This window comes from Rhodobacteraceae bacterium D3-12, from assembly GCA_025916135.1.
In the GTDB taxonomy this organism is placed as follows: Bacteria; Pseudomonadota; Alphaproteobacteria; order Rhodobacterales; family Rhodobacteraceae; genus JAKGBX01.
This window is the reverse complement of sequence record CP104793.1, coordinates 2,927,886-2,954,686: the sequence shown is the minus strand read 5'-3', so window position 1 is coordinate 2,954,686 and position 26,801 is coordinate 2,927,886. Positions and strand designations below refer to the sequence as shown.

The window sequence follows — 26,801 nt, the reverse complement described above, 5'->3', positions numbered from 1 at the left end:
GACCCTACTATACGTCGAAACGCTTTGAGAGAGGCACGCAACCATGGTCAGTTATCTCCTTGCCACACTCGTCATCGCCGGGATCTATGCGATCCTTGCGCTGGGGCTGAACGTGATCTGGGGCCTTGGCGGGATGGTCAACCTTGGCCTCGCGGGGTTCTTTGCGGTGGGGGCCTATACTTCGGCTTTGTCGTCAATCGGCGGCTTGCCGATCTGGCTGGCCTGTATCCTCGCCATGGTGATTGCCGGGTCGATCGGGGCCTTGCTGGCGCGGCTGACGCTCAATCTCAGGGGAGATTACCTTGCGATTGTGACGCTGGGCTTTGGCGAGCTGGTGCGGCTTATCGCGGCGAACGAGCTGTGGCTGACCAATGGCAGCGACGGGATTTCCGGCATTCCGGGCCCGTGGCGCGGAGATCTGACGCCGTTGCAGTTCAACATGCTGTTTGCGGTGCTGATCGTGGTTCTGGTGGTCACGATCTGGTGGCTGACGACCAATCTGCGCAAGAGCCCGATGGGGCGTGCGTTGCGCGCGCTTGCCGATGACGAAACGGCTGCGGCTGTGGCGGGCAAGCCGGTGCGCAAGATGAAGGTGCAGGCCTTCGCGCTGGGCTCGGCTGTGATCGGCTTTGGCGGTGCGCTTTATGGCCATTACTTCAGCTATATCGCGCCGGACCTGTTTCGCCCGTTGATCGCGATTTACATCTTCCTCGCCGTGACGGCGGGGGGCACGGGGCGTCCGTCCGGGGCCGTGTTGGGCGCGATTGTGGTGATCGCGGTGCTTGAGGGCACGCGGTATTTCGGCGATGTGATCCCCTATCTTTCGGGCGTCAAGGTGGCGGCACTGCGTGAGATCCTCGTCGGCTCGCTTCTGGTGGTGATCATGCGGCTGCGGCCCGAAGGGTTGATCCCGGCGCGGCCAACGACGCGGGCGAATATCTGATCGCTTGATTGCTTTGATTGTCGGCTAACACACGGGTCCAGACACGGGTGTAAAACAAAAAATCAGCGGGCAGATAGCTGCCCGCTGATTTATTTTTATGCGCTGGCGCGACCCCGTTTGAGCCGCGCCGAAAGGGGTATTAGCCAAACAACCGCGCGACCATGAAGGCGGCGGCGCCGGGCACGCGCAACTGGTCGACCGCTTGCAGCCGCTCGGGGGTCCAGTGACCGGCCTCGTGCAGCAGGTTGAGCGTGCCGAGCGCCTCGCCCGCGACAATGATCGGCAGGTTGACACAGCTTTCGCAGCCGAGGCTGGAAATCAGCTCGTGATCGAAGAAGGTTTTCACCATGTCCTCATGCCCGTCGGTGACCATCGGCGCACCGCTGCGGGTGCTTTGGCCAAAACGGTCATCCGGCGGCATCGGCTTGGTGCCTTGCACGGGATAGGCCTCGGGCATGTTGGACCACGCGCGGCGGACAAGCGCGTTGGGTTCGTCAATCGCGAGCACGGTGAAGAGTTTCACCCCGACCAGCGCATCCGCGAAATCGCAGAGCCCCTGAAAGACGGCATCGGGTTGGTCGGCGGCGGCGATGGCCTTGGTAATGACGGCGAGATCGGTCATGTCGGTTCTCCTGTTGGGATGGTCCGGGCGGGGCGCAGGCGGCCCTGTAACCCGGGGAGTGATCCGGCGGCACAGGCTGCGCCGCCGGTTTCGTTTAGATCGGAAGGGTCATATCGGCGAGCGAATCCGGCGCGCCGGTCACCTGCTTGTTGCCGTCTTCGGTCACGATGATCGTGTCGGAGTGACGGAAGCCTCCACCCCTTCGAGATAGATCCCCGGCTCGACCGTAAAGCTCATTCCCGGTTGCAAAACGCGGGTGTCGCCCTCGGCGAGGAACGGCGCCTCATGCGCGGTGACGCCCATGCCGTGACCGGCGCGGTGCAACAGGTTGTCGCCGTATCCGGCGGCCTTGAAGTGATCGTTCACCGCCTTGTCGACATCGGACATGCGCACGCCGGGTTTGACCATGTCAAAGACGATATAACGCCCCTCCATCATCACCTCATAGGGGCGCTTGGCCGCTTCGGGCACATGGCCGAGGAAGAACGTGCGCTCGATCTCGGTGCCATAGCCGTTCATCACCGCGTTGATGATCGAAACATGCGGCCCGCCTTCGGCCATGGCCATCGACAGATCGCCAAAGTTATGCGGGTCATGCGAATAGCTGGCCGGGTGGAACACCGCCGTCAGGTGGTTGGCCTGCGGGTTGATATTGGGGAAATCGGCAAGCAGCTTCGAGAACATTAGCGCATTGCCCGCCGATGAAACCTCGGCCAGCGTCCGCCCCGGTTTGGCCTGTGCCAGAAGGTCGGCCATCGCCGCATTGGCGATGCCGCCAGCGTGGACCATGCGCCCGACCTCATAGGGGGTTTTGATCATGCGGATGTCGTCGATGATGTCGCTGCGCACCCGCTCGGCCTTGATCGCCTCATAGATTTGCAACTGACAGACGCTTTCGACGCCGACACGTTTGGCACCGCTCAGCACCTCTTGCATCTTGTCGAACCAATTGGTGCCCTCGGGGGCCGGAAACTCGAAATAGCTGACCAGCTCCATGTCACCGACGCCGCGGTTTTTGATATGCGGGATTTCAAGCAGCGGCGACAGGAATACCATTTTGCCAGAGGCCGGGATCATCAGGATAAAGGGCCGCTCGTGCACGAAATTGGCGAAATTCGTCAGGTAATAGACGTTCTTCGGCTCGTAGGCGACATACCAGTCGAGACCCTGTTTGGCCATTTCGGCCTGAACCTTTGCGATGCGGCCGGCGAATTCCTCTTCGGTGGGGTCCGTGGCGATGGGGTCGAATTTCATAGATACCTCCTGTGATGGGAGAGGGGCGGCCACGGGCGGCGGCAAGAGGCCCGTCTCGGATTTATGGATTTTTTGTCGGGATGGTTCGGGTCAGAGATGCTTGGCCTCATCCTCCGCACGCAGGGTCGCGTTGCTGAAATACTCCGTGATCAAAGCACGGGCGAGCTCGTTTGGTGCGCGTTTTTCGGTGCCAAAGGAATGGCGCACGCCGATGCCGCGCATGGTGAAATTCACCATTTCCCAATGCACGGCGGCGGCGTCGGCGTCATAGCCGGGCAACTCAAACAGGTTGCTCCAGAAATGCTCGCGAAAGTCGGTCCACTCTTTGAACCCGTCCGCCGTATCGAGAATGGCAGGGTGGGTGCGCACGGCGACGGCCAGTTCCAGCGTGACGATATAGGTGTCCGAAAAGGCATTGGCGACCATATCGGTGAGCAGGTCTTCGAGGGTGATCTCGCGTGCGAGCAGGCGCTGCGACAGAACCCGCTCATGCGCCATGTGATCCGAGAGCACCTGCATATAGGCCGCCGCCATCAGCTCGTCCCGGCCAGAGAAGTGGTGGAACAGCGCCCCCTTGGACAGCTTCGCCTCGTTCAGGATCGGTGTCAGGGTCGCCCCGGCAAAACCGCGTTCGATAATCAGCGTGATCGCGGCGTTTTTCAGCCGCTCGCGCGCCGAGGGCTGATCGGGGGATTTGGCGGATGGTTTTCTGCGCGGTTTGTCTGATGGTTGCGAGGAAGCATCCATGGGGCTCTCCGAATTCTCTGATTGGATGGTTGCAGACCGATCGGTCGGTGTCAATCCCTGCGCGGGATCGCCGGGTGGCGAAAGGCGCGGACACCGGCGGCGGGCGCGCGGGGGCGCTGCCGCCGGGTGCGGTGTGCGCAATTGTCAAAAACGACAGGTTACGTCGCAGATGGAACGGCGCGCCGCCGCGCGAAGGCGAATGATCGAGGTATTGCATCAAGGAGCACGGGCATGGCGAGAACACCAGCAGGTGGACGGCGCAGCGGCGGGCGCGCGGGTAAATCGGCACGGCGCGGGGCGTCAGCAATCGAACAGATGCCGTGGCGCATTCCGCTCAATGCCGACCGCCCGACCGAGCCATTGGACGAGGCCGGAGTCGAAGCGATCCACGAAGGCGCGATGCGCATTCTCGAAGAGATCGGGATCGAAATCCTCAACGCCGAAGCGCTTGAGATTTTCCGCGAGGCGGGGGCGATCATCGACGGCACCAACGTGCGGCTGGGCCGCGAGTTCATCATGGAGATGCTGGCCAAAGCGCCGGAAACATGGACCATGACGCCACGCAATCCCGACCGTGCGCTGCCGGTTGGGGGCAAGAATATCCTGTTCGGCAATGTCAGCTCTCCGCCCGCGTATTGGACGCTTGAAACCGGGCGCAAGATGGTTGGCACACGCGAAATGTGCGCCGATCTGATCAAGCTGTCGCAGTATTTCAACTGCATCCATTTCATCGGCGGCTATCCAGTTGAACCACAGGATATCCACGCCTCGGTCCGCCATCTCGACGTGCTTTATGACAAGCTGACGCTGAGCGATAAGGTGGTGCATACCTATTCGCTCGGGAAAGAGCGGGTCGAGGATGTGATGGAAATGGTGCGCATCGCGGGCGGGCATAGTCACGAGGAGTTCGACGCCTCGCCAAAGCTCTATACCAACATCAACTCGACCTCGCCGCTCAAGCATGATGAGCCGATGCTGGATGGCTGGATGCGCATGGCGCGGCGCAATCAGGGGCTTGTGGTCACGCCGTTCACGCTGGCCGGGGCCATGGCGCCGGTGACGATGGCGGGGGCGGTGGCGCAATCCTTGGCCGAGGGGCTGATCGCGATTGCCTTGGCGCAATATATCCGGCCCGGCGCGGCCTGTGCGATTGGGACGTTTACCAGCAATGTCGACATGAAAAGCGGCGCGCCCGCCTTTGGCACACCGGAATATATGCGTGCGACCCAGATGACCGGACAGATGGCGCGCTATTACAAGCTGCCGATGCGCTCTAGCGGGGTCTGCGCCGCGAATGTGCCGGATGCGCAGGCGACATGGGAGACGTCAAATTCGCTCTGGGCGGCGGTGCAGTCGGGCACCAACATGGTCTATCACGCCGCTGGCTGGCTCGAAGGAGGCTTGATCGCGAGCCCGGAGAAATTTGTCATGGATTGCGAGATTTTGCAGCAAATCCAGCGGTATATGGAGCCGTCAATCTGGGCGACGACAGCGGATGACATTGCGCTTGAGGCGATCGGCTCGGTGGGCGCACAGGGGCATTTCTTTGGGCTGGACCACACGCAGGAGCGTTACACTACCGCGTTCTACCAGCCGTTCCTGAGCGATTGGCGCAATTTCGAGGCATGGGATCTGGCCGGTGGGGTGTGGACAGCCGAGCGCGCGCATGGGGTCTATAAAAGCATCATCGCAGAGTTCGAAGCGCCGCCAATGGACGCCGCGATCCGCGAGGAGCTGGCCGCATTTGTGGCGCGGCGCAAGGAAGAGGGCGGCGCGCCGACCGATTTCTGAGGCACGCGTGGGCGGCGGCGCGTTAGCGGCTGTTCTCAAACCCCGGCGAGCCGCGTTTTTCAGGGTGCTTGGCCAGATGTTTGGCCTTGATCGTTTCGGTCATGTCGCGGCTGCCGTCATGGCTCCACCCCGGCGGCGCGAACGCATAGGCGAACCGCTGTCGCAGGGTGAGACCGGGTTGGATAATGTCGCGGAACACGCCAATCCATTCATGGAACGCCACGCGCAGCGGATTGAAGGTGCCAAGGTTATGCACAAGGCCGAAATCGACCTTTTCGCTGTCTTGTTCGGGAACGAACGTGCCAAACATCTTGTCCCAGACGATAAAGACCCCGGCGTAATTGGCATCAAGATAGCGCGCATTGCGGCCATGGTGCACGCGGTGGTGTGACGGCGTGTTCATCACCGCCTCGAACCAGCGGGGCATGCGCCCGATCGCCTCGGTATGGATCCAGAATTGATAAATCAGGTTCAAACCGCCGACAAACAACACCATCGCCGGGTGGAACCCCAACAGGATCAGCGGCGCGCGCATCACCATCAACATGGTAAACGTGCCGGTCCACGTCTGGCGCAGCGCGGTGGTCAGATTGTAATGCTGGGAGGAGTGGTGGTTGACGTGGCTGGCCCAGGCCCAGCGGATGCGATGACCAAACCGATGCACCCAGTAATAGCGCAGATCGTCGAGCACAAAGCACAGCAGCACGACCCAAGCCGAGGTGCCAAGATCGAGCGGGGTGATCTTCCACAGGACCATGAAAAACCCATAGGCGATAAAGCCCAGAAAGATGCCCGAGGCGACATTGCCCGCGCCCATCAGGAGCGAGGTCAAAGCGTCGCGCGTCTCATACCGCCCGCCGCGATGTTTGACGACGATATAGGTAAGCTCAACCAAGATGGCGACGATAAACAGCGGCACGGCAAAGGCGACCACATCGGGATAGCTGATCTTGTCAGGCATGGGTGGTCTCCTGGTCTCGGTTTTGGTCTCGGTCTTGGGAGGGTGGCAGGCGCGAGAGCCAGAGGTCGGCCTCGTCCTGATCAAGGGCAAGGAACAGTTTCGGCGCGGTGAAATCCGGCAGGTAGAGCATCAGCCCCTTGGGTTTACGCGCCGCCCGCGCACCATCCAGCGCGCGCGCCGCGCTGTCGACACCCATCGCCCAGACCACGCCGGGGCCGTCGCGGGTTTCGATCAAAGCGGCGGTGCGGGTTTTGCACAGGATCGCGCCGGTGGCGGGGATGTCGGGAAACTCGCGCTCCCACGCGGCGCGGGCGGCTTGTTCATCGGCAAAATGCAGCGGGCGCGACAGATCAAGCAGGTGCAGCAGGATCGTGATCCCGCCGATGCCAACCACCACCAAGGGTAAAAGTATGCTAAGCGGCATTGCCCTCGTCCTCCCCCGCCGGATTAAACCCAACGAAGGGCGTGGCTGTCAAAAGGGAAGTGGCGTAAAGCGCGGCGCTTGATCTGCCTATCCGCCCGCTCAGCCGTCCATCGCGCCGTCCCAATCGAACACCACGATGTCCCCCGTCTCGCGGCCATTCAACGCGCGATAGAGCGCGCGGGCGGCCGCGTTGTCCTGTTCAGTAGCGAGCCAGACGCCTTGGCAGCCTTGATCGCGGGCGCGCTGCAAGAGCCGCTGGCAAAGGGCTGTGGCGATGCCACGGCGTTGCATGTCATCGGCCACGGCGACTTCGTTCAAAAAGAACACCGCCGGCTTGTCGGGGTGCAAAAGCACGCTGCCCGACGCAAAACCAACCACCCGCGTCCCGTGGCAGGCAAAGATAAGCTCGTGACCGGGCGTCGATACAAACCGGGTCAGCTGTGCGGGGTCGACGGCGTGATCAAACACCTCTGCGCCATGCAGCCGCGCGGCGGTGTCGGGGTCAAGCAGGTGATATGTCAGAGCAACCGACGACATGGGCGAAAGCTATCACAGCGGCGCAGCCGGCTCAATTTTTGCCCGGTCCGATGGTGGCGAACAGCACGCAGTTGGCGGGAACGGCGGCAAACCTCTCACAGCTTTCTTTGGCCCGCTTGATGGAGGCGTCCATCGCGTTTTTACCGCCGGAGTAATGGAACTGCCCCTTGATAGGGTCAAAGAAAATCGCCGTGTGATAGGCATTCGAGCGGTTGAACGCGACGGTTGAGAGGTGGGTCTCGCGGATGCTGCGCAGGGTTTTCTCGGACGCGGGGGTGAGCGTCAGCGCGCTGTGACGGGTGAAGGCGACATTGGCCGCAGCCTCCTCAGCGCTTTGGGCGTGGGCACCGCCAGCGGTGAGGCCAGCAGTGAGTCCGGCGGTGAGTCCGGCGATCAGGCAGAGCGTTGAGACGCCACGGTAAAGCCGCGTGACCCACGACATGCGCAGGGCCTTGCGCCTTGGGATCATTCGGCCAGCAGCGCGGCAAAAATCGCGCGGGCGCTGTCGCTGTCCCATTCCGCGTCGCCGGTGAGCCGGGCGATTTCATGCCCCGATGGATCAAGCAGCACGGTCACAGGCAGGCCAAGCACCCCCATTTGCCGCGCCAGTTTCTGTTTCGGGTCGGCATGCAGCGGCAGGGCGGTGACGCCGATCTCGTCAAAGAATTTCTTCATCGCGGCGGGCGGGTTGCGCCCGGTGGCGATGGTCACCACCTCGAACTTCTCGCCACCCAGATCTTGTTGCAGCGCCTCAAGCCCCGGCATTTCCTTGCGACAAGGCGCGCACCATGTCGCCCAGAAATTAACCAACACATAGCGCCCTTGGTGATCACCGAGCGTGGCTTTGCCGCCATCCGCCGTGGTATAGGGCTCGCTTCCCGCCGGTTTGGGCGTCGCGTGGAAATTGAGCTTTTTCATCGACCCCTCGCGCAGCGCCTCAAGCGTTGAGGCGTTTTCAAGCGTCTTTGGCACCGGCGCGGCGGGGTCACGCAGAGCAACAAGGGCGACCACAGCAATTGCGATTGCAGCGAGGGCGGTATAGATCAGCGCAGAACGCGACATGATGTTTCCTTAACAATCCTGACTTCGAGGCCAAAAAGACCATGACCAACAAGACCAGCAACGCAATGTGGGGTGGCCGTTTCGCCGCCGGGCCGGACGCGATCATGGAGGCGATCAACGCCTCGATCGGGTTCGACAAGCGGATGGCCGCACAGGACATCGCCGGGTCTCGTGCCCATGCCGCCATGTTGGCCGCCACAGGCATCGTGAGTGATAGCGATGCGCAGGCGATGAGGGAAGGCCTGCTCACCGTATTGTCAGAGATCGAGGGCGGAACATTTGAATTTTCCGCCGCTCTGGAAGACATCCACATGAATGTCGAGGCGCGGCTGAAAGAGATCATCGGCGAGCCTGCGGGGCGCTTGCACACAGGGCGAAGCCGGAACGACCAAGTGGCGACCGACTTTAAACTTTGGGTGCGTGACCAGATGGATGCGGCCATCGCCGGGATCGAGGCGCTGATCGCGGCGCTGTTGGATCAGGCCGAGGCCGGGGCCGATTGGGTGATGCCGGGCTTTACCCATCTGCAAACCGCCCAGCCGGTGACATGGGGCCATCACATGATGGCCTATGTCGAGATGTTGGGCCGGGACCGCTCGCGCTTTGCCGATGCGCGCAAGCGGATGAACGAAAGCCCGCTGGGGGCTGCGGCTTTGGCCGGGACATCCTTCCCGATTGATCGGGATATGACGGCAGAGGCGCTGGGCTTTGACCGGCCCGCCGCCAATTCGCTTGATGCAGTGTCGGATCGGGATTTCGCGCTGGAGTTTCTGTCCTGCGCCAGCATTTGCGCCATGCATCTCAGCCGCTTTGCAGAAGAATTGGTGATCTGGTCCTCGGCGCAATTCCGCTTTGTCACCCTGTCGGACCGGTTTTCGACCGGCTCCAGCATCATGCCGCAAAAGAAGAACCCCGATGCGGCGGAATTGATCCGCGCCAAGATCGGGCGGATTTTCGGGGCGAATGTGGCCTTGATGACGGTGATGAAGGGGCTGCCGCTGGCCTATTCCAAGGACATGCAGGAAGACAAGGAACAGGTGTTTGACGCCGCCGACAACCTGATGCTGGCGCTGGCCGCGATGGAGGGCATGGTCAAGGACATGAGCGCCAATCGCGAGAGTTTGGCCGCGGCGGCGGGCAGTGGGTTTTCCACGGCGACCGACCTTGCCGATTGGTGCGTGCGTGCTATCAACATGCCGTTTCGCGACGCCCATCACGTCACCGGAAGCCTTGTGGCCTTGGCCGAGCAACGCGGCTGTGATTTGCCGGATCTGACGATTGAGGATATGAAGAGCGTGAACGACGCGATCACCGAAGACGTGTTTTCGGTGCTGAGCGTTGAAAACTCGGTCGCTTCGCGCACCTCGTATGGCGGCACCGCCCCGGCGCAGGTGCGCGCCCAGATCGCCCGCTGGCGAAAGGATATGTCATGACACGCTTGCTGTTGCGCACCGGTTTGATCGCGGCCCTTGCCGCCCCCTTGGCCGGCTGCGGCGTCGACGGGGAGCCGGTGACACCAACGGCGCGCAACCAGAGTGGCATCAACATGACGATCTCGGGCGATGTGGCGGTGGGCGTGGTGAATGGGCAGGTCGCCTATGGCTCGCTTGGCCGGTCTGTTGGCCAAAATTCGGGTGCCTATTCTGGCCAAGCGCGAGGCCGGGCAGGGTGGTGATGCGCCGCGCCGCGCGCGTGGGCTTGCTGACCGGGCTCGTGGCGCTCGCGGGCTGTGGCCATGACGAAGAAGCGGTGACCCCGCATGTGTCGACCTCGATCGGGATCACACCGAGCGGGGTGAATGTGGGCACCTCTGCGGGGCTGCGTTATGGTCCGCTGTCGCTTGGCCTGTCGCTCTGATCGCGGCGCAAGACTGCACAAGACTGCACATGATCTCACAAGTCCAATTGCAACGCGCCGGATAAGGCGCTAACCCGCGCATATGGATCATTTTCTCTATCGCGATGGCGCTCTGTTCGCCGAAGACGTCCCCGTAGCCGAGATTGCGGCAGCGGTGGGCACGCCGTTCTATTGCTATTCCGCCGCCACTCTGGAACGCCACTTCCGGCTGTTTGACGAGGCGCTGGAAGGCACCGACCATCTGGTTTGCTATGCGGTCAAGGCGGCGTCGAATATCGCCATCCTCAAGCTGTTGGGCGACCTTGGCGCGGGGATGGACGTGGTGTCGGGCGGGGAATACGCCCGCGCGCGCGCCGCCGGGGTGCCGGGCGAGAGAATCGTGTTCTCTGGCGTGGGCAAGACGGCGGATGAAATGCGCATGGCGCTGGAGGGCGGCATTCGCCAGTTCAACGTCGAATCCGAGCCGGAAATGGCCGTGCTCAACAAGGTTGCCTTGGAATTGGGCACGAAAGCGCCGATCACCGTGCGGGTAAACCCGGATGTCGACGCCAAGACCCACGCCAAGATCGCCACCGGCAAGAGCGAGAACAAATTCGGAATCCCCATCGCCAAGGCCCGCGCGGTGTACGCCGAGGCCGCCGCGATGGAGGGTTTGGAGGTGGTCGGGATCGACGTTCATATCGGCTCGCAGCTGACCGATCTGGAACCGTTCCGCCAAGCCTATGAAAAGGTGGCCGCGCTGACCGAAACGCTGCGCGGCGATGGCCATACGATCACGCGGCTCGACCTTGGGGGCGGGCTTGGCATTCCTTATACCCGCTCGAACGAGGCGCCGCCGCTGCCCGTGGAATATGGGGCTATGGTCAAGGAAACATTGGGACATCTGGGCTGTGAGATCGAGATTGAACCGGGGCGGCTGGTTGCCGGGAACGCCGGGATCATGGTCAGCTCGGTCATCTATGTGAAGGAAGGCGAGGGGCGCGATTTCCTGATCCTTGACGCGGCGATGAACGATCTGATCCGCCCGGCGATGTATGAGGCGCATCACGATATCATCCCCGTGATCGAGCCCGCAGCGGGCGTGGAACCGGCGCGCTATGACATCGTCGGCCCGATCTGTGAATCGGGCGATACCTTTGCCAAGGCGCGCGATATGGCGGCTCTGAAAGACGACGATCTGGTGGCGTTTCGCAGCGCCGGTGCCTATGGCGCGGTGATGTCGAGCGAATACAATTCCCGCCCCCTGATCCCCGAAGTTCTGGTGCGCGGCGATCAATTCGCCGTCATTCGGCCACGTCCCACCTTGGAAGACATGCTCGGACGCGATAGCATCCCTCAATGGCTCTGACGCAGGACGCGCCGGGGCTGGCACATTCAACCCCGGAGGCAGGCCGATCGACGCACGCTCCCGCAATGCCGCACTAAGCCGTTTGCGCTGGCCGCTTGGCCTGACGCGGCTCGGGCTTGTGGCCGAACGGGTGACGCGGGCGTTTTGGCCGCTTTGGTCGGTTTTATTCGTCATTATGGCCGCTTTGATGCTGGGCCTTCAGGACAGCGTGCCGCTTTGGGTGGTGTGGTTGTGCGGGGCGCTGGGCATTGGTGCGACGCTTTGGTTTGCGCTGCGTGGGGCGATGGCGTTCCGCTGGCCGGCGCGTGACGAGGCGCTGCATCGGCTGGATGCAACGATGCCAGGGCGACCGATTCAGGCGATGCTTGATTCTCAGGTGCTGGGCGCGGATGACGAAGCATCGCGTGCGGTTTGGGCGGCTCATCAGGCGCGGATGCGCGCGCGGGCAGATGCGGCGCGCCCCGTTGCGCCCGATCTGCGGGTGTCTGGCCGGGATCCTTTCGGGCTGCGTTTTATGGCGGTTCTGGCGCTGGCGGTGGCGTTCCTGTTCGGCTCGCTTTGGAAAGTGGCGAGCGTGACGGAGCTGGCCCCCGGCGGCGGCGCAGCCGTGGCCGCCGCGGCCGGTCCAAGCTGGGAAGGCTGGATCGAACCGCCGTCCTATACCGGTTTGCCGGTGCAATATCTGGCGGACGTGAAGGGCGACGTTTTGAACGCGCCATCAGGCAGCCGGATCACCCTGCGGTTTTACGGCCCCGCCGATGCGCTGACGCTGGTGCAGGATGTGGCCACGCCGCCGCCACCGCCGCCAGCAGAGAAAACAGCAGAGGCGGGCGCAGGCGGTAAACCCGGTCAACCCGGCCAGCCCCCCGCAATCACGGACACGATGAGCCATGATCTGACGCTGGAACGCTCAGGCAAGCTGAGCATTGAGGGCGAAGGCGGGCGCAGCTGGGACGTGGCGATGATCGCCGACGCGGCGCCGGTCATTGACGCCACCGGCCCCGCCGAGACAAGCGCGATTGGCGCCTTCACCATGCCGTTTGCCGCCAGCGATGATTACGAGGTCGTGTCGGGACGCGCCGAGATCACGCTTGATCTGGGCGCGATCGAGCGGCGCTACGGGCTTGTGCTTGACCCAGAGCCGCGTGACATGATCACCGTCGATCTGCCCTTGCCCGTCGCACGCGGGCGCAATGATTTCCAAGACGTTCTGGTCGAGAATTTCAGCGAGCACCCATGGGCCAACCTGCCGGTCAAGGTCACGCTCAAGGCGACGGATGCCGCCGGTAACGAAGGCGCAAGCCCGACCCATGCGATGACCCTCGCGGCGCGGCATTTCTTTGATCCGATGGCGGCGGCGGTGATTGAACTGCGCCGTGATCTGTTGTGGAACCGCGACAACGCCGGGCGGATTGCACAGGTGATCCGCGCGGTGTCGCACCGCCCCGACGGGGTGTTCAAACGCGAGACGGATTACCTGCGCTTGCGGATTATCCTGCGGCGGCTTGAGGCGGCGAACCGGTTTGACATGCCCGACGACACCCGCGACGAGATTGCACAGGCGCTTTGGGAACTGGCGCTGCAATTGGAAGAAGGCACACTCGCCGATGCGCTTGAGCGGATGCGACAGGCGCAAGAGCGGCTCAATCAGGCGATGAAAAACGGCGCCTCTGACGCTGAAATCGCGCGATTGATGAACGAATTGCGCGACGCCACGAATGATTACATGCGCCAGCTTGAGCGCAAGTTTGCCGAGGAGCGCAAGAACCGCGGCGACGGCACGGACAAGCCCAACGACGGCAAGCAGGACAAGAATACGACCAAGATGACGCAGCAGGATTTGCAGCGCATGATGGACCATATTCAGGGACCTGATGGAACAGGGCCGCATGGCCGAAGCACAGCAGGCGCTGGAAGAATTCCAGCAGATGATGGAAAACATGCGCATCACCGAAGGGCAGGGCGGACAGGGGCAATCGCCCGGTCAGCAGGCTCTGGAAGGGTTGGGTGACACGCTGCGCGAACAGCAAGGCCTGTCGGATCAGGCGTTCCGCGATCTGCAGGAACAGTTCAACCCCGGCGCCAATGCCGGCGAAAGCCAAGGCAACGAGGGGCGCTCGGGCGGGCAGGGCCGCGGCCAGAGCCACGAGGGGCAGGGCAACGGGCAGGGGCAAGGCGATAGCGGACAGCCCGGCCAACCCGGCGAGGGCCAACCCGGCCAACCCGGTGGACAGGCGGGCGATGGCACGCCCGGCAATCTGGGACAATCGCTGGCCGACCGGCAGGAGGCCTTGCGCCGTCAGCTGGAATCGCAGCAGCGCGGCCTGCCCGGCACCGGAACACCCGAAGGCGACGCGGCACGCGATGCGCTGGATCGTGCGGGCAAGGCGATGGACGGCGCCGAAGAGGCGCTGCGCCAGAAGGACCTTGCCGAAGCGATCGACAAACAGGCCGAGGCGATGGACGCGCTGCGCGACGGCATGCGCAACTTGGGCGAGGCGCTGGCCCAGCAAGGGCAGCGCAACCAGCCGGGGCAACAGGGCCAGACGCCAGAGAATTTCGCCGGTCGCGGCCAACAGCAAGACCCGCTGGGCCGCAACATGCGCGGCGCGCCGGGGGTAGAGCAGAACATGTTGCAAGGCGAAGACGTCTATCGCCGCGCCCGTGACCTGCTAGATGAAATCCGCCGCCGCACCGGCGATCAATCGCGCCCCAAGCCCGAGCGCAATTACCTCGAACGGTTGCTGGACCGGTTTTGAGGCGGCCGCCTTGTCGGATCACCGAGCGCTGTGCGAGTGGCCGCTGACTAGGCCGCCGTGTAGCTCTTGGTTAATCTGCTGAAGGGAGCGCTCCGCCCCCGCGAGGCGGCGGCGCAGGCAAGGGTGAGATACTTAAACCGCAACCGGCTTAGCTATCGCCACCCGCCGCCGGAGTGTCACCGCTCAGCCCGTCAAGCCAGCCCATCAGCGCCAGCATCTGCCTGTCGAGCCAGCCGCGCAGGTTGTTAACCATGTCGACATAGCTATCAAGCACACCGCTTAGGGCCGGGACCATCTCGGACAGCGTGTCGGCATAGACATAGAGCAGCACGAGCAGCGTAAAGATCACCACAATCGCAAGGAACCCCCGCGAAAACCCTTTGCGTTCCTGAACGGCGGGCGTGACAGGCGCGTCAACTTCGGCGGCGACAACGCGGTCGCTGTCTTTGCGCAGCGATGAGTTGATCTCTTCGATGTCCGGCAAAAGTTCGCGGCGCGAGGCGTTGGCCTCAAGCCCTGACGTCGCGCCAAGCGCTTCTTCTTGGGACAGGCCACGCATACGGGCCATGCGGGCGCGGGCTTCGCGGTCGCGCTGGCTTTCGGGGGCAAGACCTTCGTCGATGCCAAGGTCGGGCTGGGTTTCCAGACTGCCTCCGGTATCAAGCGCGCGCGCTTGCCGCTCACGCTCGGCCTCCTCGCGCAGAATGCCGGTGACTTCTTCGTCAAGCTCACGCGGGGCGGGGGCCTGTTCGGCGGGGGCGGCGTTGAAAAAATCGTCGTCCTCGGTGTCTGCCAGGGTATCACCTAGCGTATCGTCGGGTGTATCATCGAGCGTATCGTCAAAATAGTTTTGCGGCTCGACGTTTTCGGCGGGTTCTGGCTCGGGCTCCGGCACAAGTTCCGGCTCGGGCGCAGGGTCTGGCTCCGGTGCGGGCTCTGGTTCCGGCGCTGGCTCCGCTGGAGCAGCATTGCCATCGTCCCAATGGGCATCGTCGAGCGGATTATCCAGCTCTTCGGCAAGCTCGCGATCCTGACTGGGGTGTTTTTGAAACCACGTATCGCCGCAATTTGAGCATTGGACGTCACGCCCACCATCGGGGATCACATCTTCTGGAACTTCGTATTGTGCCCCGCAATTCGGACAGATCAACCGCATATCGCACCTATTTTGCCTGATTGGCGGTCTGATCCCGCTCTTTTATACCATATGTTGTAACGTATCTTTGGCAAAGCGCAAAGAAATTGCACGTCAAAACTGGGCAGCGGATTGCAACTTTTTCGCCTCTGAGGCAAGAAAGAACCGAATGATGGCGGGAGGCCAAGCCTTGATCGAGCTGGAAAACGCGGCCTACAGCTATGGCGGGGGGAGCTTTTGAGCGGTGTGTCGCTTGAGCTGCAACCGGGATCGTTTCATTTTCTGACCGGCCCGTCGGGCGCGGGCAAGACGACTTTCCTGAAACTTTGCTATGGCGCGTTGATCCCGACATCGGGCCATGCCCGCTTGTTTGACACCGATGTCCGCCAGATGAGCCGCGATGATGTGGCGCTGACTCGGCGGCGGATCGGGGTGGTGCATCAGGATGTGCAGTTTCTGGATCATCTGCCGCTGGCCGATAACGTCGCGCTGCCGCTGACGGTGGCGGGGCGTGCAACGCTGGATGAGACGGCGAATTTGAAAGAGCTGCTCGGCTGGGTCGGGTTGCAGAAAAAAGCCGACGCGCTGCCCCCCGAGCTGTCAGGCGGCGAGCGTCAACGCGCCGCGCTGGCGCGGGCGGTGATCATGTCGCCCGATGTTATTCTGGCGGATGAGCCGACCGGCAACGTCGATTGGGAGATGTCGCAGCGCCTGTTGCGCCTGCTGATCGAGCTGAACCGGATGGGCAAGACGATCATGATCGCGACCCATGACCTTGGGTTGATCCGGGCGGCGAAAAGCCATGTTCAGGCGCGGGTTTTGCGCATTTCCAACCGGCAATTGCATTTTGCGGGGGCGGATTTGTGAAGTTTAATCCCTCGGAAATTCTCAACCTGATCATGGGCGACGCCCAGGCCGACCGGGTGGTGCCGCCCACCGGGTTCACCGCGCGGCTGACGTTGTTTGCAGCGGCGGCGATGGCGTTCCTCGCTGTCTTTTCGTTGGCTCTATCGCTGGCCTCGGGGCGCTTGGCGGCGCGGTGGGGGATGAGCTTGCCCGCTCGGCGACGTTGCGCATCTCGGCCCCGGCGGATCAGATGCAGGCCCAGACCGATGCGGCGTTGCGGGTGTTGGAAACCACGCCCGGTGTCGCCTCGTCTCGCGCGCTGAGTGATGAGGAGCAGCGCAAGTTGCTGGAGCCGTGGTTCGGCCCTGATGTGCCGGTTGATGCGCTGCCCATTCCGCAGTTGATCGAGGTGATCGAGGACACGAGCGGCTATGACGCCGCCGGCCTGCGCCTGCGGCTTGCGGCCGAGGTGCCGGGCGCGGTGCTCGACGATCACACCCGTTGGCGCAAGCCGCTGGTCAGCGCGGCCTCGCGGTTGCGCGCGCTTGGCTGGTTGTCGATCGGGCTGATCTTTACGGTAATGGCGGCGATGATCACGCTGGCGGCGAATGCGGCGCTGGCGGCGAATGCACAGGTTATTGCGGTGCTGCGCCTTGTCGGGGCGCGTGATACCTATATCGCGCAGGCCTTTGTGCGCCGCTTCACGCTGCGCGCGATTGGCGGCGCGGCGCTTGGCACCGGGGTGGGGATGCTGGCGATGCTGCTGTTGCCCTCGGCCGGGGGGATGGCGGGTTTTTGACCGGTCTTGGCCTGTCGGGGCTGCATTGGCTTTGGCCGTTGATCATTCCGCCGATTGCCGGTGTCGTCGGCTTTGCCGCGACGAGTGCGGCGGCACGTAAAACATTGAAAGGACTCAGCTGATGGTTTTGGCGTGGCGCTGGTTTGTCTCGATCCTTTATGTGGTGCAAAACGCGGTCATGATGTTGATCCTCGGCATCGTTTTCCTGCCCTATGCGGTGGTGTCGAGCGCTGGCGCGCGACAGGCCTGCAAGCTTTATGCGCGCTGGGCGCTGTTTACGGCGCGGGTGCTGATCGGCTTGCGCACCGAAGTGCGCGGCAACGTGCCAACGGATGAGGTGATGATCGCGGCCAAGCACCAGTCGTTCCTTGATATTCTCGTTATCTTTGACGCGGTGCCGATCCCCAAATTCATCATGAAACGCGAGCTGTTGTGGACGCCGATTATCGGGCTTTATGCCTATCGGCTGGGCTGTGTGCCCGTCAATCGCGGCAAGCGGGGACAGGCGATCAAGAAGATGGTGGCCGATGTGCGGTCGGGCGCGGCGATGGCGGGCCAGCTGGTGATCTACCCCCAAGGCACGCGGGTGCGTCCGGGGCAGCACAAGCCCTATAAAATTGGCACCTATGCGCTGTCGGACCAGCTGCAGCAACCTTGCGTTCCGGCGGCGACCAATGCGGGGCTGTTCTGGCCCAAGGGCACGATGCTGCGCAAACCGGGGCTGGCGGTGGTCGAGTTTCTGGACCCCATCGCGCCGGGATCAATGACGCAGAAAGAGTTCATGGCCGAGTTGGAAACCTCGGTCGAAGCGCGCTCTAACGCACTGATGGAAGAGGCCGGGTTCATTGCAGAAAATTGAGACAATCGCAGCGCTCGAGGCGCTTTATGGCGAGGTCAGCGAGGCCTCATCGCGCAAGGTGACCACGGCGCTGACGCCGCTTTATACCACATGGATCGAAGCCTCGCGGTTTTGCATTCTCTCGTCGGTGAGCGAGGAGGGCACCGACGCCAGCCCGCGCGGCGACAACGGCCCGGTGGTGCAGGTGTTCAACGCCAAAACGCTGCTGATGCCCGACTGGCGCGGCAATAACCGGCTCGATACGTTGCGCAACATCGTGCGTGACGGGCGGGTGTCTGTGATGTTTCTTGTGCCGGGGGAAAACGTGGTGATGCGCGTCAATGGCACCGCCTTCTTGAGCGTTGACGAAGGATTGCGCCAGCGGTTCGAGCAAAAAGGCAAGCATCCGGCATCGGTGATCGTGATCGACATTGGCGAGGTTTACCCGCAATGCCCGAAATCGCTTCTGCGCTCTGGCGTCTGGTCGCGTGATGATAGCGATCAAGTGCCAAGCCTGGGTGAATTGCTTGAGGATGCGACGAAGGGCGAGATCGACGGCGCAGCGTTTGACGAGGCTTTCCCCGAGCGGGCACAAAGAACGCTCTGGTAGGGCGCCGAATTCTTTCAAAGAATTCGGATAAAAATCCTTGAAGGATTTTTGGGCGGCACGCCTGGCTTTTTTCGTGGCGAAAAAACAGCCGGAATTCGTGACGAATTCCGCGTCCTTTGCAACAGAAGCAGCCCGTCAGTGGAGTTGTACGGTGACGCCACGCGACTTGAGCGTGGCAAGCACACGGCGGTTGCGCGCGGTTGTGATATCACGTCGAAACGCAGTCACATGTGTCAGCCGGGGCAGGGTGAGCAGGCTCGACAGTCGCACCCATTCTTGCCCGATCAGCCCGAGCGTGAGCACTTCCAGCGCCGGGTGATCCTTTACCGGGCCAAGGTCGGCGCTTTGCAGCATTGAAAACGCGCCAAAGCGGCGCAGGTTCGGCAAAAGCTGCAGATCGACCAGCGAGCGGATATCGAAATCATCCGACTCGCCGCTCCAGAACGGAAAGATGAACGGATAGATATCAAGCCCGCCATCAAACTCCAGCACCTCGATCTGGCCGCGCTGGCGCGGGCTGAGCGGATAGCGGGTGAAATAGTCGCGCGCCTTTTCGGACAGCAAATGGCCGTGGGCTTCATAGTCATATTGCGGCCCTTCGAGCCAGCGCAGAAAATCGGGGTAGGGGCCGAACTCCAACCCGCCACGCTCCATCAGCCGCGCAATCACCGCCAGTTTGAAATTGGCATCGCGAAAGAGCCCGGGGTCGGGCTCTAACGCAGAGGGATCAATGCGGCTTTGGCTCATGGCTCCAGCCCATTAGCTGTGGATCGGCCCGTCACCACAGGCCAAAGCGGCTTCGCGCACGGCCTCGGAGTAGGTCGGATGCGCGTGACAGGTCAGCGCCACGTCCTGCGCGCTTGCGCCGAATTCCATCGCCACGCACAGCTCATGGATCATGTCGCCTGCCGCCGGGCCGATGATCGCCGCGCCAAGAATGCGGTCGGTTTCTGGATGCACGATCAGCTTCACAAAGCCTTCGCCCTGATGCACCGCCTTGGCCCGCGCATTGCCCATGAACATGAACTTGCCGACTTTCGGCTTGATGCCTTGCTCTTTCACCTCGGCCTCGGTCTGACCGACGGTGGCGACCTCAGGGGTGGTATAGACCACGCCGGGGATCACGCCATAATTCACGTGGCCATGCTTGCCGGCCAGCACTTCGGCGACGGCCATGCCTTCGTCTTCGGCCTTATGGGCCAGCATCGGGCCTTCGGTCACATCACCGATGGCATAGATGCCTTTGACGTTGGTGGCCCATTGCGCGTCGGTCGCGATCTGGCCGCGCTTCGTCATCTCGACGCCAAGCGCGTCGAGCCCCAGCCCGTCGGCATAGGGTTTGCGGCCCGTGGCGACCAAAACGTAATCGGCCTCGATCGTCACGTCATCGCCGCCCTTCTTGGGCGAATAGGTGACCTTGGCCTTGGATTTCAGCGCCTCGGCCGATTGCACGGCAGCGCCTGTGATGATGTTCAGCCCCTGTTTTTCAAGGATGCGTTTGAAGGTGCGCTGTACGTCGGCGTCCATACCGGGACAGACCGCATCCATATATTCAACAACAGTCACCTCGGCGCCAAGCCGCTGATAAACCGAGCCAAGCTCAAGCCCGATCACGCCTGCGCCGATCACGACCAGCTTTTTGGGCACTTTCGGCAGGGTCAGCGCACCGGTCGAGCTGACGATGCGGTCCTCGTCAATCTCAACGCCCGGAATGCTGGCCGGTTCAGAGCCGGAGGCGACCACGATGTTCTTGGCCTCATGCACGTCGTCGCCGACCTTGACCTTGCCCACTTCGGGGATGCTGGCCCAGCCTTTGATCCAGTCGATCTTGTTCTTTTTGAACAGGAATTCGATGCCACCGGTGTTTTGGCCAACCACGTCATCCTTATAGGCGAGCATCTGTTTCCAATCGACCGAGGGCGACTTCCCTTTGAGGCCCATGTCAGCGAAATTATGCTCGGCTTCATGCAGCATATGCGTGGCATGCAGCATCGCCTTGGACGGGATGCAGCCGATGTTGAGACAGGTGCCGCCCAGCGTCTCGCGGCCTTCGACCACTGCAGTCTTAAGGCCCAACTGCGCGCAGCGGATGGCGGACACATAGCCGCCGGGGCCTGCGCCGATGATGATCACGTCATAACTTGCCATGTCTTAGCTCTCCTTGAAGGTTCGTGTCGGGGCCTTTGCCCCAGAGGTTAGCGCATCGGCGGGCTGACCCCAATGCCGACGTGTCTCGGGTGTTAGAATGGCGCGGTGGCGGGCGCGGTGCCAGCTTAGGCTGGCGCGCTCGGCCTCGGCCACGCCGGGCAGGGCGCGCAGGCGGGCCAATCCGGCCTCAACCGCGGGCCAGTGGCGCAGGATGGCGCGGTCTTGCACCTCGTTGCGGTTGGCGCGGCGGTGCCAGGCGCTTCCCAGATGGTATTTGCGCCCTGCCGCACCTTGGCCGTCGCCACGGTCGTTTTTCATCAGAAAATCATCCGCCGCGCGGGTGGCGTAATGGTTAATGCAGGCGGCACCGGGGGCGATGGCGCGGTCCGTGGGATGATAGCGCGCGCGCTTGTCGTTGCCGCGGATGTTGTTGCGCAGGCGCACTCCGGCGGCGTTCACCACGCGTATGTCATCGCTCTTGGGGGCGACGGGGCGGTGATCATTGGCGTGGCCGAATTTGCGAAACCGAAAGAGCGATTTGAACTTGGTCGTTTCGGGGTCGGGCGCGGGTTCGCAGGCGGTGAAATTCGGCAGCACCGGCAGGGTTTGCACCCCATGCCCGTTGTCGCCGAACATCCGCCAGACAAGGGCGATCACATCGGCCCCGCCACAGTGCTGCATCAGGTCGTCGATATGCCCCGCGCCATGGGCGATCTGCACGAATTCGTCGCTGTCGATATGGCAGAGCCACTCGACCTCGCTCTCTTGCAGGGCCGCAAACACGCGCTCCATCGCCGCGTCTTGGGGCGACTGGCCGGGGGCGGGGGTGTTGTGGATATGGCTGATTTCTCCGGCCTCGCCCAGCCGGTCGAGCAAGGCATCGGAGCCATCGGTGCAATCGTTGGAACAGATCAGCACCGAGCCAAATCCGACCGCTTGATGATAGGCCAGCCATTCAAGAATATACGGCCCCTCGTTGCGCATCGCGGCGGCAAGAGCGACGGGAGGGAGGGGCATGGTCATCGGGCGGGGGGCCTTCTGTGCAGTCGCGCTGATATTGCGTCTTTGCCCATGGCGCGTGCGTCAGGGGCAGCGCCCGCCCGTTGGCACGGGCGGGCATGATAGCCTCTTACAGGTCCATCAACAAGCGACGCGGATCTTCCAGCGCCTCCTTGACGCGCACAAGGAAGGTCACAGCGCCTTTGCCGTCAACGATCCGGTGGTCATAGGAGAGCGCGAGATACATCATCGGACGGATCACGATTTCACCGTTTACCACCATCGGGCGGTCCTGAATCTTGTGCATGCCAAGGATACCCGATTGCGGCGGGTTCAGGATGGGCGAGGACATCAGCGAGCCATAGACACCGCCATTGGAGAGCGTGAACGTGCCGCCCTGCATCTCGGCCATCGACAGCTTGCCATCACGGGCGCGGCGGCCTTTTTCGCCGATCTCTTTCTCGATCTGGGCAAAGCTTTTCTGATCCACATCGCGGATCACCGGCACGACAAGACCCTGCGGTGTGCCCGCAGCCACGCCCATATGGACGAAGTTCTTGTAAACGATGTCGGTGCCGTCAATCTCGGCGTTGACTTCGGGCACTTCGCGCAGGGCATGCACGCAGGCCTTGGTAAAGAACGACATGAAACCAAGGCGCACGCCATGTTTCTTTTCGAACTCGTCCTTATAGGTTTTGCGCAGGTCCATGACCGGACCCATGTCGACCTCGTTATAGGTGGTCAGGATCGCGGCGGTGTTCTGCGCTTCTTTCAGGCGGCGGGCGATGGTCTGCCTCAGCCTTGTCATCTTGACCCGTTCCTCGCGGGCGGCGTCATCGGCGGCCACAGGCGCGCGCGGTGCGGCGGCGGCGGGGGCAGGGGCCGATGCAGGGGCGGCGGCAGGGGCGCTTGCGGCTTTCATCACGTCTTCTTTCATGATGCGCCCGTCGCGGCCTGTGCCTTTGACCGAAGACGGATCAATGCCTTTCTCTGCCATCATCTTCTCGGCTGAGGGGGCGTTGGCCACGTCTTTGCTGTCGGCGCTGCTGCTGCTGTCTGCTGCGGCGGGGCGCTGGGCGGGCGCGACGGTGCCATCGGCGCTGCCGCTGATCACGGCGAGCTTGGCGGATGCGTCAACGGTGGTGCCTTCGGGCGCGGTGATCTCGGCCAGAACGCCAGCCGCCGGGGCGGGCACTTCGACAGAGACCTTGTCCGTCTCAAGCTCACAGAGCATTTCGTCTTGCGCGACACTGTCACCAACGGCCTTGAACCAAGTCGCCACGGTGGCTTCGGTGACACTTTCGCCCAAGGTGGGGACCATCACGTCAACGCTGTCACCGCTGCCGCTGCCGCTGTTTGCGGCGGGGGCGTCGGCTTTTTCGGCGGGTTTGGCGGGCGCATCGGCGCTGGCTTCGCCGCCCTCAGAGATCATCGCGAGCAGGGCATCAACACCCACGGTGTCGCCCTCTGCCGCGACCAGCTCTCCCAATGTGCCAGCCACGGGCGAGGGGACTTCGACTGTCACCTTGTCGGTTTCCAGCTCACAGAGCATTTCATCCACGGCCACCGCATCACCGGGTTTCTTGAACCAGGTGGCGACGGTGGCTTCGGTTACGCTTTCGCCCAAGGTAGGGACACGAACTTCGGTTGCCATGGGGTCTATTCCTTACTTGAGTGTCAGCGCGTCGTTCACGAGCGCCTGTTGCTGTTTCTTGTGCTGCGCCGCCAGCCCTGTCGCGGGCGAGGCGCTGGCCGGACGGCCAATATAGGTCGGGCGGGTGTGCTTGGCTTTGATGCGGCCCAGAACCCATTCGATGTTGGGCTCGATAAAGCTCCACGCGCCCTGGTTCTTGGGTTCTTCCTGACACCAGATCATCTCGGCGCCTTTGAACCGCTCAAGCTCGTTCAGCAGAGAATGCGCCGGGAAGGGATAGAATTGCTCGATCCGCATCAGGTAGATATCGTCGATCCCGCGCGCGTCGCGCTCTTCCAGCAGGTCATAGTAAACCTTGCCCGAGCACATCACCACGCGCTTGACCTGTTTGTCGGCCTTGAGCTTGGTCTCTGACAGACCCTGCTGCGCGTCATCCCAAAGCACCCGGTGAAAGCTCGACCCGGTGGTGAAATCCTCGGCGGTCGAAACCGCCAGCTTGTGACGCAAAAGCGATTTCGGCGTCATCAGGATCAGCGGCTTGCGGAACGAGCGGTGGATCTGGCGGCGCAGGATGTGGAAATAGTTGGCCGGCGTGGTGCAATTGGCCACGATCCAGTTGTCCCCGCCACATTGCTGCAAGAAGCGTTCCAACCGGGCCGAGGAATGCTCTGGCCCTTGCCCCTCAAAGCCATGCGGCAGCAGGCAGACAAGGCCCGACATGCGCAGCCATTTGCTTTCGCCCGAGGAGATGAACTGATCAAACATGATCTGCGCGCCGTTGGCGAAATCGCCGAACTGTGCTTCCCAAAGGGTCAGCGCATTGGGTTCCGCCAGCGAGAAGCCATATTCAAAGCCCAGCACGGCATATTCGCTGAGCATCGAGTCGATGACCTCATATTGCGACTGCCCCTCGCGGATATGGTTCAGCGGATAATAGCGCTCCTCGGTCTCTTGGTCGATAAAGCCCGAGTGGCGTTGGCTGAACGTGCCGCGGGTTGAATCCTGACCCGACAGGCGCACGGGGTATCCCTCGGACAGCAGCGAGCCAAAGGCCAAGGCTTCGCCGGTGGCCCAGTCAAAGCCTTTGCCGCTCTCGAACATCTCGGCCTTGGCATCCAACAGCCGCGACACGGTGCGGTGCAGCGGGAAGCCCTCAGGCGCGGTGCTCAGCGCGCGGCCGACTTCGGCCATCGTGTCGGGCTTGATCGCGGTTTCGCCACGGTCGTAATCGTCCTGATCGCGCCGGTCGAGATGGCTCCAGCGGCCATCAAGCCAATCGGCCTTGTTGGGTTTGTAATCCTTGCCGGCCTCGAACTCATCATTCAGATGCGCCTGAAACGCGGCTTTCATATCCTCGATCTCGCCCTCGGGGATCAGCCCGTCCTTGACCAGCCGCTCGGTATAGAGCGACAGCGTGGTCTTGTGCTTCTTGATCCGCTTGTACATCACCGGGTTGGTGAACATCGGCTCGTCGCCTTCGTTATGGCCGAACCGGCGATAGCAGAAGATGTCGATCACCACGTCCTTGTGGAACTTCTGGCGGAACTCGGTCGCAACCTTGGCGGCATGCACCACCGCTTCGGGATCGTCGCCGTTCACGTGGAAGATCGGCGCTTCGACCATCAGCGCAATATCGGTCGGATAGGGCGACGAGCGGCTGAAATGCGGCGCAGTGGTAAAGCCGATCTGGTTGTTGACGATGATGTGGATCGTGCCGCCGGTGCGGTGCCCTTTGAGACCCGAGAGACCGAAGCATTCCGCCACAACACCCTGACCGGCAAAGGCCGCATCGCCGTGCAGCAGCACCGGGATCACCTTGGTGCGGTCGCTGTCTTTCAGCTGATCCTGCTTGGCGCGGACCTTGCCAATCACAACCGGGTTCACCGCCTCAAGGTGGCTGGGGTTCGCGGTCAGCGACAGGTGAACGGTGTTGCCGTCAAATTCACGGTCAGACGACGCGCCGAGGTGGTATTTCACATCGCCCGAACCATCGACATCTTCGGGCTTAAAGCTACCGCCCTGAAATTCGTTGAAAATCGCGCGGTAGGGTTTGGCCAGCACATTGGCCAGCACCGACAGACGCCCGCGGTGGGGCATGCCCATAACGATTTCCTTGGCGCCGAGGTTGCCGCCGCGCTTGATGATCTGCTCCATCGCCGGGATCAGCGCCTCGCCACCATCAAGGCCGAACCGCTTGGTGCCCATGTATTTCACATGCAGGAACTTCTCAAAGCCTTCGGCCTCGACCAGCTTGTTCAGGATCGCCTTGCGCCCCTCGCGGGTAAAGGCGATTTCCTTGCCCAGCCCCTCGATACGCTCTTTCAGCCACGAGGCCTCCTCGGGGTTGGAAATATGCATGTATTGCAGCGCGAAAGTGCCGCAATAAGTGCGCTTCACGATGTCAACGATCTGGCGCATGCTGGCGATATCAAGGCCAAGCACCTGATCAATGAAAATCGGGCGGTCCATATCGGCTTCGGTAAAGCCATAGGACGCGGGGTCAAGCTCAGGGTGGAGCGTGTTGGCGCGCATCCCCAGCGGGTCAAGATCGGCCACCAGATGGCCGCGAATGCGATAGGCGCGAATGATCATCAACGCGCGGATACTGTCCAGAACGGCGCGTTTCACCGCCTCGTCGCTGACCTTGATGCCCTTTTCGGCGGCCTTGGCCTTGATCTTGTCACCGGCGGCTTTGCCTTCGTCGGGGGCGGCGGGCCACTCCCCGGTGAGCGCGCTGGTCAGCTCGTCGCTCGGCATCGGCGGCCAGTCGGCGCGCGCCCATGACGGCCCTGCGGCCTCGGCCTTCACATCCGTTTCGGCATCCCCCATCTGGGCAAAAAACGTCTGCCACGACTCGTCAACCGCATTCGGATCGTTGGCGTATCGCGCATACATCTGTTCCAGATATTCCGCGTTATGCCCCTGCATAAAGGAAGAGGCGTGGAACTGGTCATTAGAGGATTGCTCGGTCATGGTAGGTTACTTCCCAAATGAACGCGCCGCGTATTAGGCCGCAGGCGGGGGGCCATAGGTGTTGGTTTGTGGCTCGGAGGGGCGGGTGAGCCACCAGATGAACACGACCACGAGCACAAGTTGCACGAGGCCAAACAGCCCCATGAACATGCTTGTCGTCATGCTTGGAATTTCGGTCGGCATCCCGTCAGGACCGATGTCGACGGACGCGTTGAAAAACAGCTGTCCGATCATGCCCAGCCCCATGGGGATGAAGATATACCAGCCCGGACGGCCGGTATCCTGAAGCCGCCTTGCGCCCGCCGCCGCAGCGGGCAGGAAAAGCGCAAGAGAATAAACCGTGCTGAGTATCCAGATACCCGGAAGAGAGAGAACCACGGCCCCAATCACCACCGCCAGCAGAAACCACCAGTATTCCGAGCGGCTCGCCCGGCCCGAGAAATTGGCGTATTTCTCGGTCAGGCAGGTTTTGATGGCGGTTTGGAAATCCATGG

The 26,801-nt window shown here is 62.4% G+C and carries 23 protein-coding genes and 3 pseudogenes; 11 read left to right on the top strand and 15 right to left on the bottom strand.

Translation table 11 applies throughout. The features are described from left to right. Window positions 1-43: 43 nt before the first annotated feature. Window positions 44-943, top strand: coding sequence for a branched-chain amino acid ABC transporter permease (locus N4R57_14590; GenBank protein ID UYV36241.1), 900 nt, complete (start codon window positions 44-46; stop codon window positions 941-943). 139 nt (window positions 944-1,082) lie between these two features. Here N4R57_14590 and N4R57_14585 read toward each other — a convergent pair whose 3' ends face one another. From N4R57_14585 to N4R57_14575, 3 genes are all read right to left on the bottom strand, one after another. Further along, entirely contained in the window at window positions 1,083-1,565 is a 483-nt protein-coding gene (locus N4R57_14585; GenBank protein ID UYV36240.1) for a GAF domain-containing protein, read from the bottom strand. A 162-nt stretch (window positions 1,566-1,727) separates the two neighbouring features. Next, a complete protein-coding gene (locus tag N4R57_14580; GenBank protein UYV36239.1) occupies window positions 1,728-2,819 on the bottom strand; it encodes a Xaa-Pro peptidase family protein in 1,092 nt (363 codons plus the stop codon). A 90-nt stretch (window positions 2,820-2,909) separates the two neighbouring features. Continuing rightward, window positions 2,910-3,566: a TetR/AcrR family transcriptional regulator gene (locus N4R57_14575; protein UYV36238.1), complete on the bottom strand. Its 657-nt coding sequence runs from the start codon at window positions 3,564-3,566 to the stop codon at window positions 2,910-2,912. A 231-nt stretch (window positions 3,567-3,797) separates the two neighbouring features. Here N4R57_14575 and N4R57_14570 point away from each other — a divergent pair, with 231 nt between their 5' ends. Beyond that, window positions 3,798-5,357, top strand: coding sequence for a trimethylamine methyltransferase family protein (locus N4R57_14570; GenBank protein UYV36237.1), 1,560 nt, complete (start codon window positions 3,798-3,800; stop codon window positions 5,355-5,357). A gap of 22 nt (window positions 5,358-5,379) precedes the next feature. Here the strand turns inward: N4R57_14570 and N4R57_14565 are convergent, their stop codons facing one another. The 5 genes from N4R57_14565 to N4R57_14545 all read right to left on the bottom strand — a co-directional run bounded on the left by N4R57_14565 (window position 5,380) and on the right by N4R57_14545 (window position 8,341). Continuing rightward, window positions 5,380-6,318, bottom strand: a complete 939-nt coding sequence (locus N4R57_14565; protein UYV36236.1) for a sterol desaturase family protein — start codon at window positions 6,316-6,318, stop codon at window positions 5,380-5,382. Beyond that, complete coding sequence (locus N4R57_14560; protein UYV36235.1) at window positions 6,311-6,742, bottom strand: hypothetical protein; 432 nt, start codon at window positions 6,740-6,742, stop codon at window positions 6,311-6,313. Before N4R57_14560 ends, N4R57_14565 begins: the two co-directional genes overlap by 8 nt. Before the next feature lie 99 nt (window positions 6,743-6,841). Continuing rightward, entirely contained in the window at window positions 6,842-7,279 is a 438-nt protein-coding gene (locus N4R57_14555; protein ID UYV36234.1) for a GNAT family N-acetyltransferase, read from the bottom strand. A 31-nt stretch (window positions 7,280-7,310) separates the two neighbouring features. Beyond that, on the bottom strand, window positions 7,311-7,721 hold the full coding sequence (locus N4R57_14550) for a hypothetical protein (GenBank protein ID UYV36233.1): 411 nt from the start codon (window positions 7,719-7,721) through the stop codon (window positions 7,311-7,313). A gap of 23 nt (window positions 7,722-7,744) precedes the next feature. Next, complete coding sequence (locus N4R57_14545; GenBank protein UYV36232.1) at window positions 7,745-8,341, bottom strand: TlpA family protein disulfide reductase; 597 nt, start codon at window positions 8,339-8,341, stop codon at window positions 7,745-7,747. Window positions 8,342-8,382: 41 nt separating this feature from the next. Here N4R57_14545 and argH point away from each other — a divergent pair, with 41 nt between their 5' ends. The 5 genes and pseudogenes from argH (at window position 8,383) to N4R57_14520 (ending at window position 14,305) form a co-directional block, all read left to right on the top strand. Then, window positions 8,383-9,774 carry an argininosuccinate lyase gene (gene argH, locus N4R57_14540; GenBank protein ID UYV36231.1) on the top strand — a complete coding sequence of 464 codons (1,392 nt, stop codon included), beginning with the start codon at window positions 8,383-8,385 and terminating at the stop codon, window positions 9,772-9,774. Next, complete coding sequence (locus tag N4R57_14535) at window positions 9,771-10,016, top strand: hypothetical protein (GenBank protein UYV36230.1); 246 nt, start codon at window positions 9,771-9,773, stop codon at window positions 10,014-10,016. The genes argH and N4R57_14535 overlap by 4 nt, the downstream gene beginning before the upstream one ends. Further along, complete coding sequence (locus tag N4R57_14530; protein UYV36229.1) at window positions 10,016-10,198, top strand: hypothetical protein; 183 nt, start codon at window positions 10,016-10,018, stop codon at window positions 10,196-10,198. The genes N4R57_14535 and N4R57_14530 overlap by 1 nt, the downstream gene beginning before the upstream one ends. An 82-nt stretch (window positions 10,199-10,280) precedes the next feature. Further along, window positions 10,281-11,546, top strand: a complete 1,266-nt coding sequence (gene lysA / locus N4R57_14525; protein ID UYV36228.1) for a diaminopimelate decarboxylase — start codon at window positions 10,281-10,283, stop codon at window positions 11,544-11,546. 46 nt (window positions 11,547-11,592) lie between these two features. Continuing rightward, window positions 11,593-14,305: pseudogene (locus tag N4R57_14520) on the top strand (TIGR02302 family protein). A gap of 148 nt (window positions 14,306-14,453) precedes the next feature. Here N4R57_14520 and N4R57_14515 read toward each other — a convergent pair. Then, a complete protein-coding gene (locus N4R57_14515) occupies window positions 14,454-15,461 on the bottom strand; it encodes a zinc-ribbon domain-containing protein (GenBank protein ID UYV36227.1) in 1,008 nt (335 codons plus the stop codon). 169 nt (window positions 15,462-15,630) lie between these two features. On the opposite strand from N4R57_14515, the pseudogene N4R57_14510 reads away from it, so the two are divergent. The 4 genes and pseudogenes from N4R57_14510 (at window position 15,631) to N4R57_14495 (ending at window position 18,533) form a co-directional block, all read left to right on the top strand. Continuing rightward, window positions 15,631-16,307, top strand: a pseudogene (locus N4R57_14510) (ATP-binding cassette domain-containing protein). 32 nt (window positions 16,308-16,339) lie between these two features. Continuing rightward, a pseudogene (locus tag N4R57_14505) lies at window positions 16,340-17,207 on the top strand (cell division protein FtsX). Further along, window positions 17,207-17,944, top strand: coding sequence for a 1-acyl-sn-glycerol-3-phosphate acyltransferase (locus tag N4R57_14500; protein ID UYV36226.1), 738 nt, complete (start codon window positions 17,207-17,209; stop codon window positions 17,942-17,944). Before N4R57_14505 ends, N4R57_14500 begins: the two are co-directional and overlap by 1 nt. Beyond that, entirely contained in the window at window positions 17,931-18,533 is a 603-nt protein-coding gene (locus tag N4R57_14495) for a pyridoxamine 5'-phosphate oxidase family protein (protein UYV36225.1), read from the top strand. The genes N4R57_14500 and N4R57_14495 overlap by 14 nt, the downstream gene beginning before the upstream one ends. A gap of 135 nt (window positions 18,534-18,668) precedes the next feature. Here N4R57_14495 and N4R57_14490 read toward each other — a convergent pair whose 3' ends face one another. The 6 genes from N4R57_14490 to N4R57_14465 all read right to left on the bottom strand — a co-directional run bounded on the left by N4R57_14490 (window position 18,669) and on the right by N4R57_14465 (window position 26,799). Beyond that, window positions 18,669-19,280 carry a hypothetical protein gene (locus N4R57_14490; protein ID UYV36224.1) on the bottom strand — a complete coding sequence of 204 codons (612 nt, stop codon included), beginning with the start codon at window positions 19,278-19,280 and terminating at the stop codon, window positions 18,669-18,671. A gap of 12 nt (window positions 19,281-19,292) precedes the next feature. After that, on the bottom strand, window positions 19,293-20,681 hold the full coding sequence (lpdA, locus tag N4R57_14485; GenBank protein UYV36223.1) for a dihydrolipoyl dehydrogenase: 1,389 nt from the start codon (window positions 20,679-20,681) through the stop codon (window positions 19,293-19,295). Window positions 20,682-20,684: 3 nt separating this feature from the next. Further along, entirely contained in the window at window positions 20,685-21,704 is a 1,020-nt protein-coding gene (locus N4R57_14480; protein ID UYV36222.1) for a glycosyltransferase family 2 protein, read from the bottom strand. Window positions 21,705-21,810: 106 nt separating this feature from the next. Next, window positions 21,811-23,334, bottom strand: coding sequence for a 2-oxoglutarate dehydrogenase complex dihydrolipoyllysine-residue succinyltransferase (gene odhB / locus N4R57_14475; protein UYV36221.1), 1,524 nt, complete (start codon window positions 23,332-23,334; stop codon window positions 21,811-21,813). Between the two features lie 12 nt (window positions 23,335-23,346). After that, window positions 23,347-26,307 carry a 2-oxoglutarate dehydrogenase E1 component gene (locus N4R57_14470; GenBank protein ID UYV36220.1) on the bottom strand — a complete coding sequence of 987 codons (2,961 nt, stop codon included), beginning with the start codon at window positions 26,305-26,307 and terminating at the stop codon, window positions 23,347-23,349. Between the two features lie 33 nt (window positions 26,308-26,340). Then, window positions 26,341-26,799: a DUF805 domain-containing protein gene (locus N4R57_14465; protein UYV36219.1), complete on the bottom strand. Its 459-nt coding sequence runs from the start codon at window positions 26,797-26,799 to the stop codon at window positions 26,341-26,343. Window positions 26,800-26,801: the final 2 nt, after the last annotated feature.

Excerpts from the sequence above, each read along its gene's own strand:
- argH (UYV36231.1), top strand. The coding sequence starts at position 8,383 with ATGACCAACAAGACCAGCAACGCAATGTGGGGTGGCCGTTTCGCCGCC.
- N4R57_14545 (UYV36232.1), bottom strand. The coding sequence starts at position 8,341 with ATGTCGCGTTCTGCGCTGATCTATACCGCCCTCGCTGCAATCGCAATT.
- N4R57_14550 (UYV36233.1), bottom strand. The coding sequence starts at position 7,721 with ATGTCGTGGGTCACGCGGCTTTACCGTGGCGTCTCAACGCTCTGCCTG.
- N4R57_14490 (UYV36224.1), bottom strand. The coding sequence starts at position 19,280 with ATGAGCCAAAGCCGCATTGATCCCTCTGCGTTAGAGCCCGACCCCGGG.
- N4R57_14535 (UYV36230.1), top strand. The coding sequence starts at position 9,771 with ATGACACGCTTGCTGTTGCGCACCGGTTTGATCGCGGCCCTTGCCGCC.
- N4R57_14585 (UYV36240.1), bottom strand. The coding sequence starts at position 1,565 with ATGACCGATCTCGCCGTCATTACCAAGGCCATCGCCGCCGCCGACCAA.
- N4R57_14480 (UYV36222.1), bottom strand. The coding sequence starts at position 21,704 with ATGACCATGCCCCTCCCTCCCGTCGCTCTTGCCGCCGCGATGCGCAAC.
- lysA (UYV36228.1), top strand. The coding sequence starts at position 10,281 with ATGGATCATTTTCTCTATCGCGATGGCGCTCTGTTCGCCGAAGACGTC.
- N4R57_14470 (UYV36220.1), bottom strand. The coding sequence starts at position 26,307 with ATGACCGAGCAATCCTCTAATGACCAGTTCCACGCCTCTTCCTTTATG.
- odhB (UYV36221.1), bottom strand. The coding sequence starts at position 23,334 with ATGGCAACCGAAGTTCGTGTCCCTACCTTGGGCGAAAGCGTAACCGAA.
- N4R57_14560 (UYV36235.1), bottom strand. The coding sequence starts at position 6,742 with ATGCCGCTTAGCATACTTTTACCCTTGGTGGTGGTTGGCATCGGCGGG.
- N4R57_14570 (UYV36237.1), top strand. The coding sequence starts at position 3,798 with ATGGCGAGAACACCAGCAGGTGGACGGCGCAGCGGCGGGCGCGCGGGT.
- N4R57_14590 (UYV36241.1), top strand. The coding sequence starts at position 44 with ATGGTCAGTTATCTCCTTGCCACACTCGTCATCGCCGGGATCTATGCG.
- N4R57_14500 (UYV36226.1), top strand. The coding sequence starts at position 17,207 with ATGGTTTTGGCGTGGCGCTGGTTTGTCTCGATCCTTTATGTGGTGCAA.
- N4R57_14555 (UYV36234.1), bottom strand. The coding sequence starts at position 7,279 with ATGTCGTCGGTTGCTCTGACATATCACCTGCTTGACCCCGACACCGCC.
- N4R57_14580 (UYV36239.1), bottom strand. The coding sequence starts at position 2,819 with ATGAAATTCGACCCCATCGCCACGGACCCCACCGAAGAGGAATTCGCC.
- N4R57_14530 (UYV36229.1), top strand. The coding sequence starts at position 10,016 with ATGCGCCGCGCCGCGCGCGTGGGCTTGCTGACCGGGCTCGTGGCGCTC.
- lpdA (UYV36223.1), bottom strand. The coding sequence starts at position 20,681 with ATGGCAAGTTATGACGTGATCATCATCGGCGCAGGCCCCGGCGGCTAT.
- N4R57_14565 (UYV36236.1), bottom strand. The coding sequence starts at position 6,318 with ATGCCTGACAAGATCAGCTATCCCGATGTGGTCGCCTTTGCCGTGCCG.
- N4R57_14515 (UYV36227.1), bottom strand. The coding sequence starts at position 15,461 with ATGCGGTTGATCTGTCCGAATTGCGGGGCACAATACGAAGTTCCAGAA.
- N4R57_14575 (UYV36238.1), bottom strand. The coding sequence starts at position 3,566 with ATGGATGCTTCCTCGCAACCATCAGACAAACCGCGCAGAAAACCATCC.
- N4R57_14465 (UYV36219.1), bottom strand. The coding sequence starts at position 26,799 with ATGGATTTCCAAACCGCCATCAAAACCTGCCTGACCGAGAAATACGCC.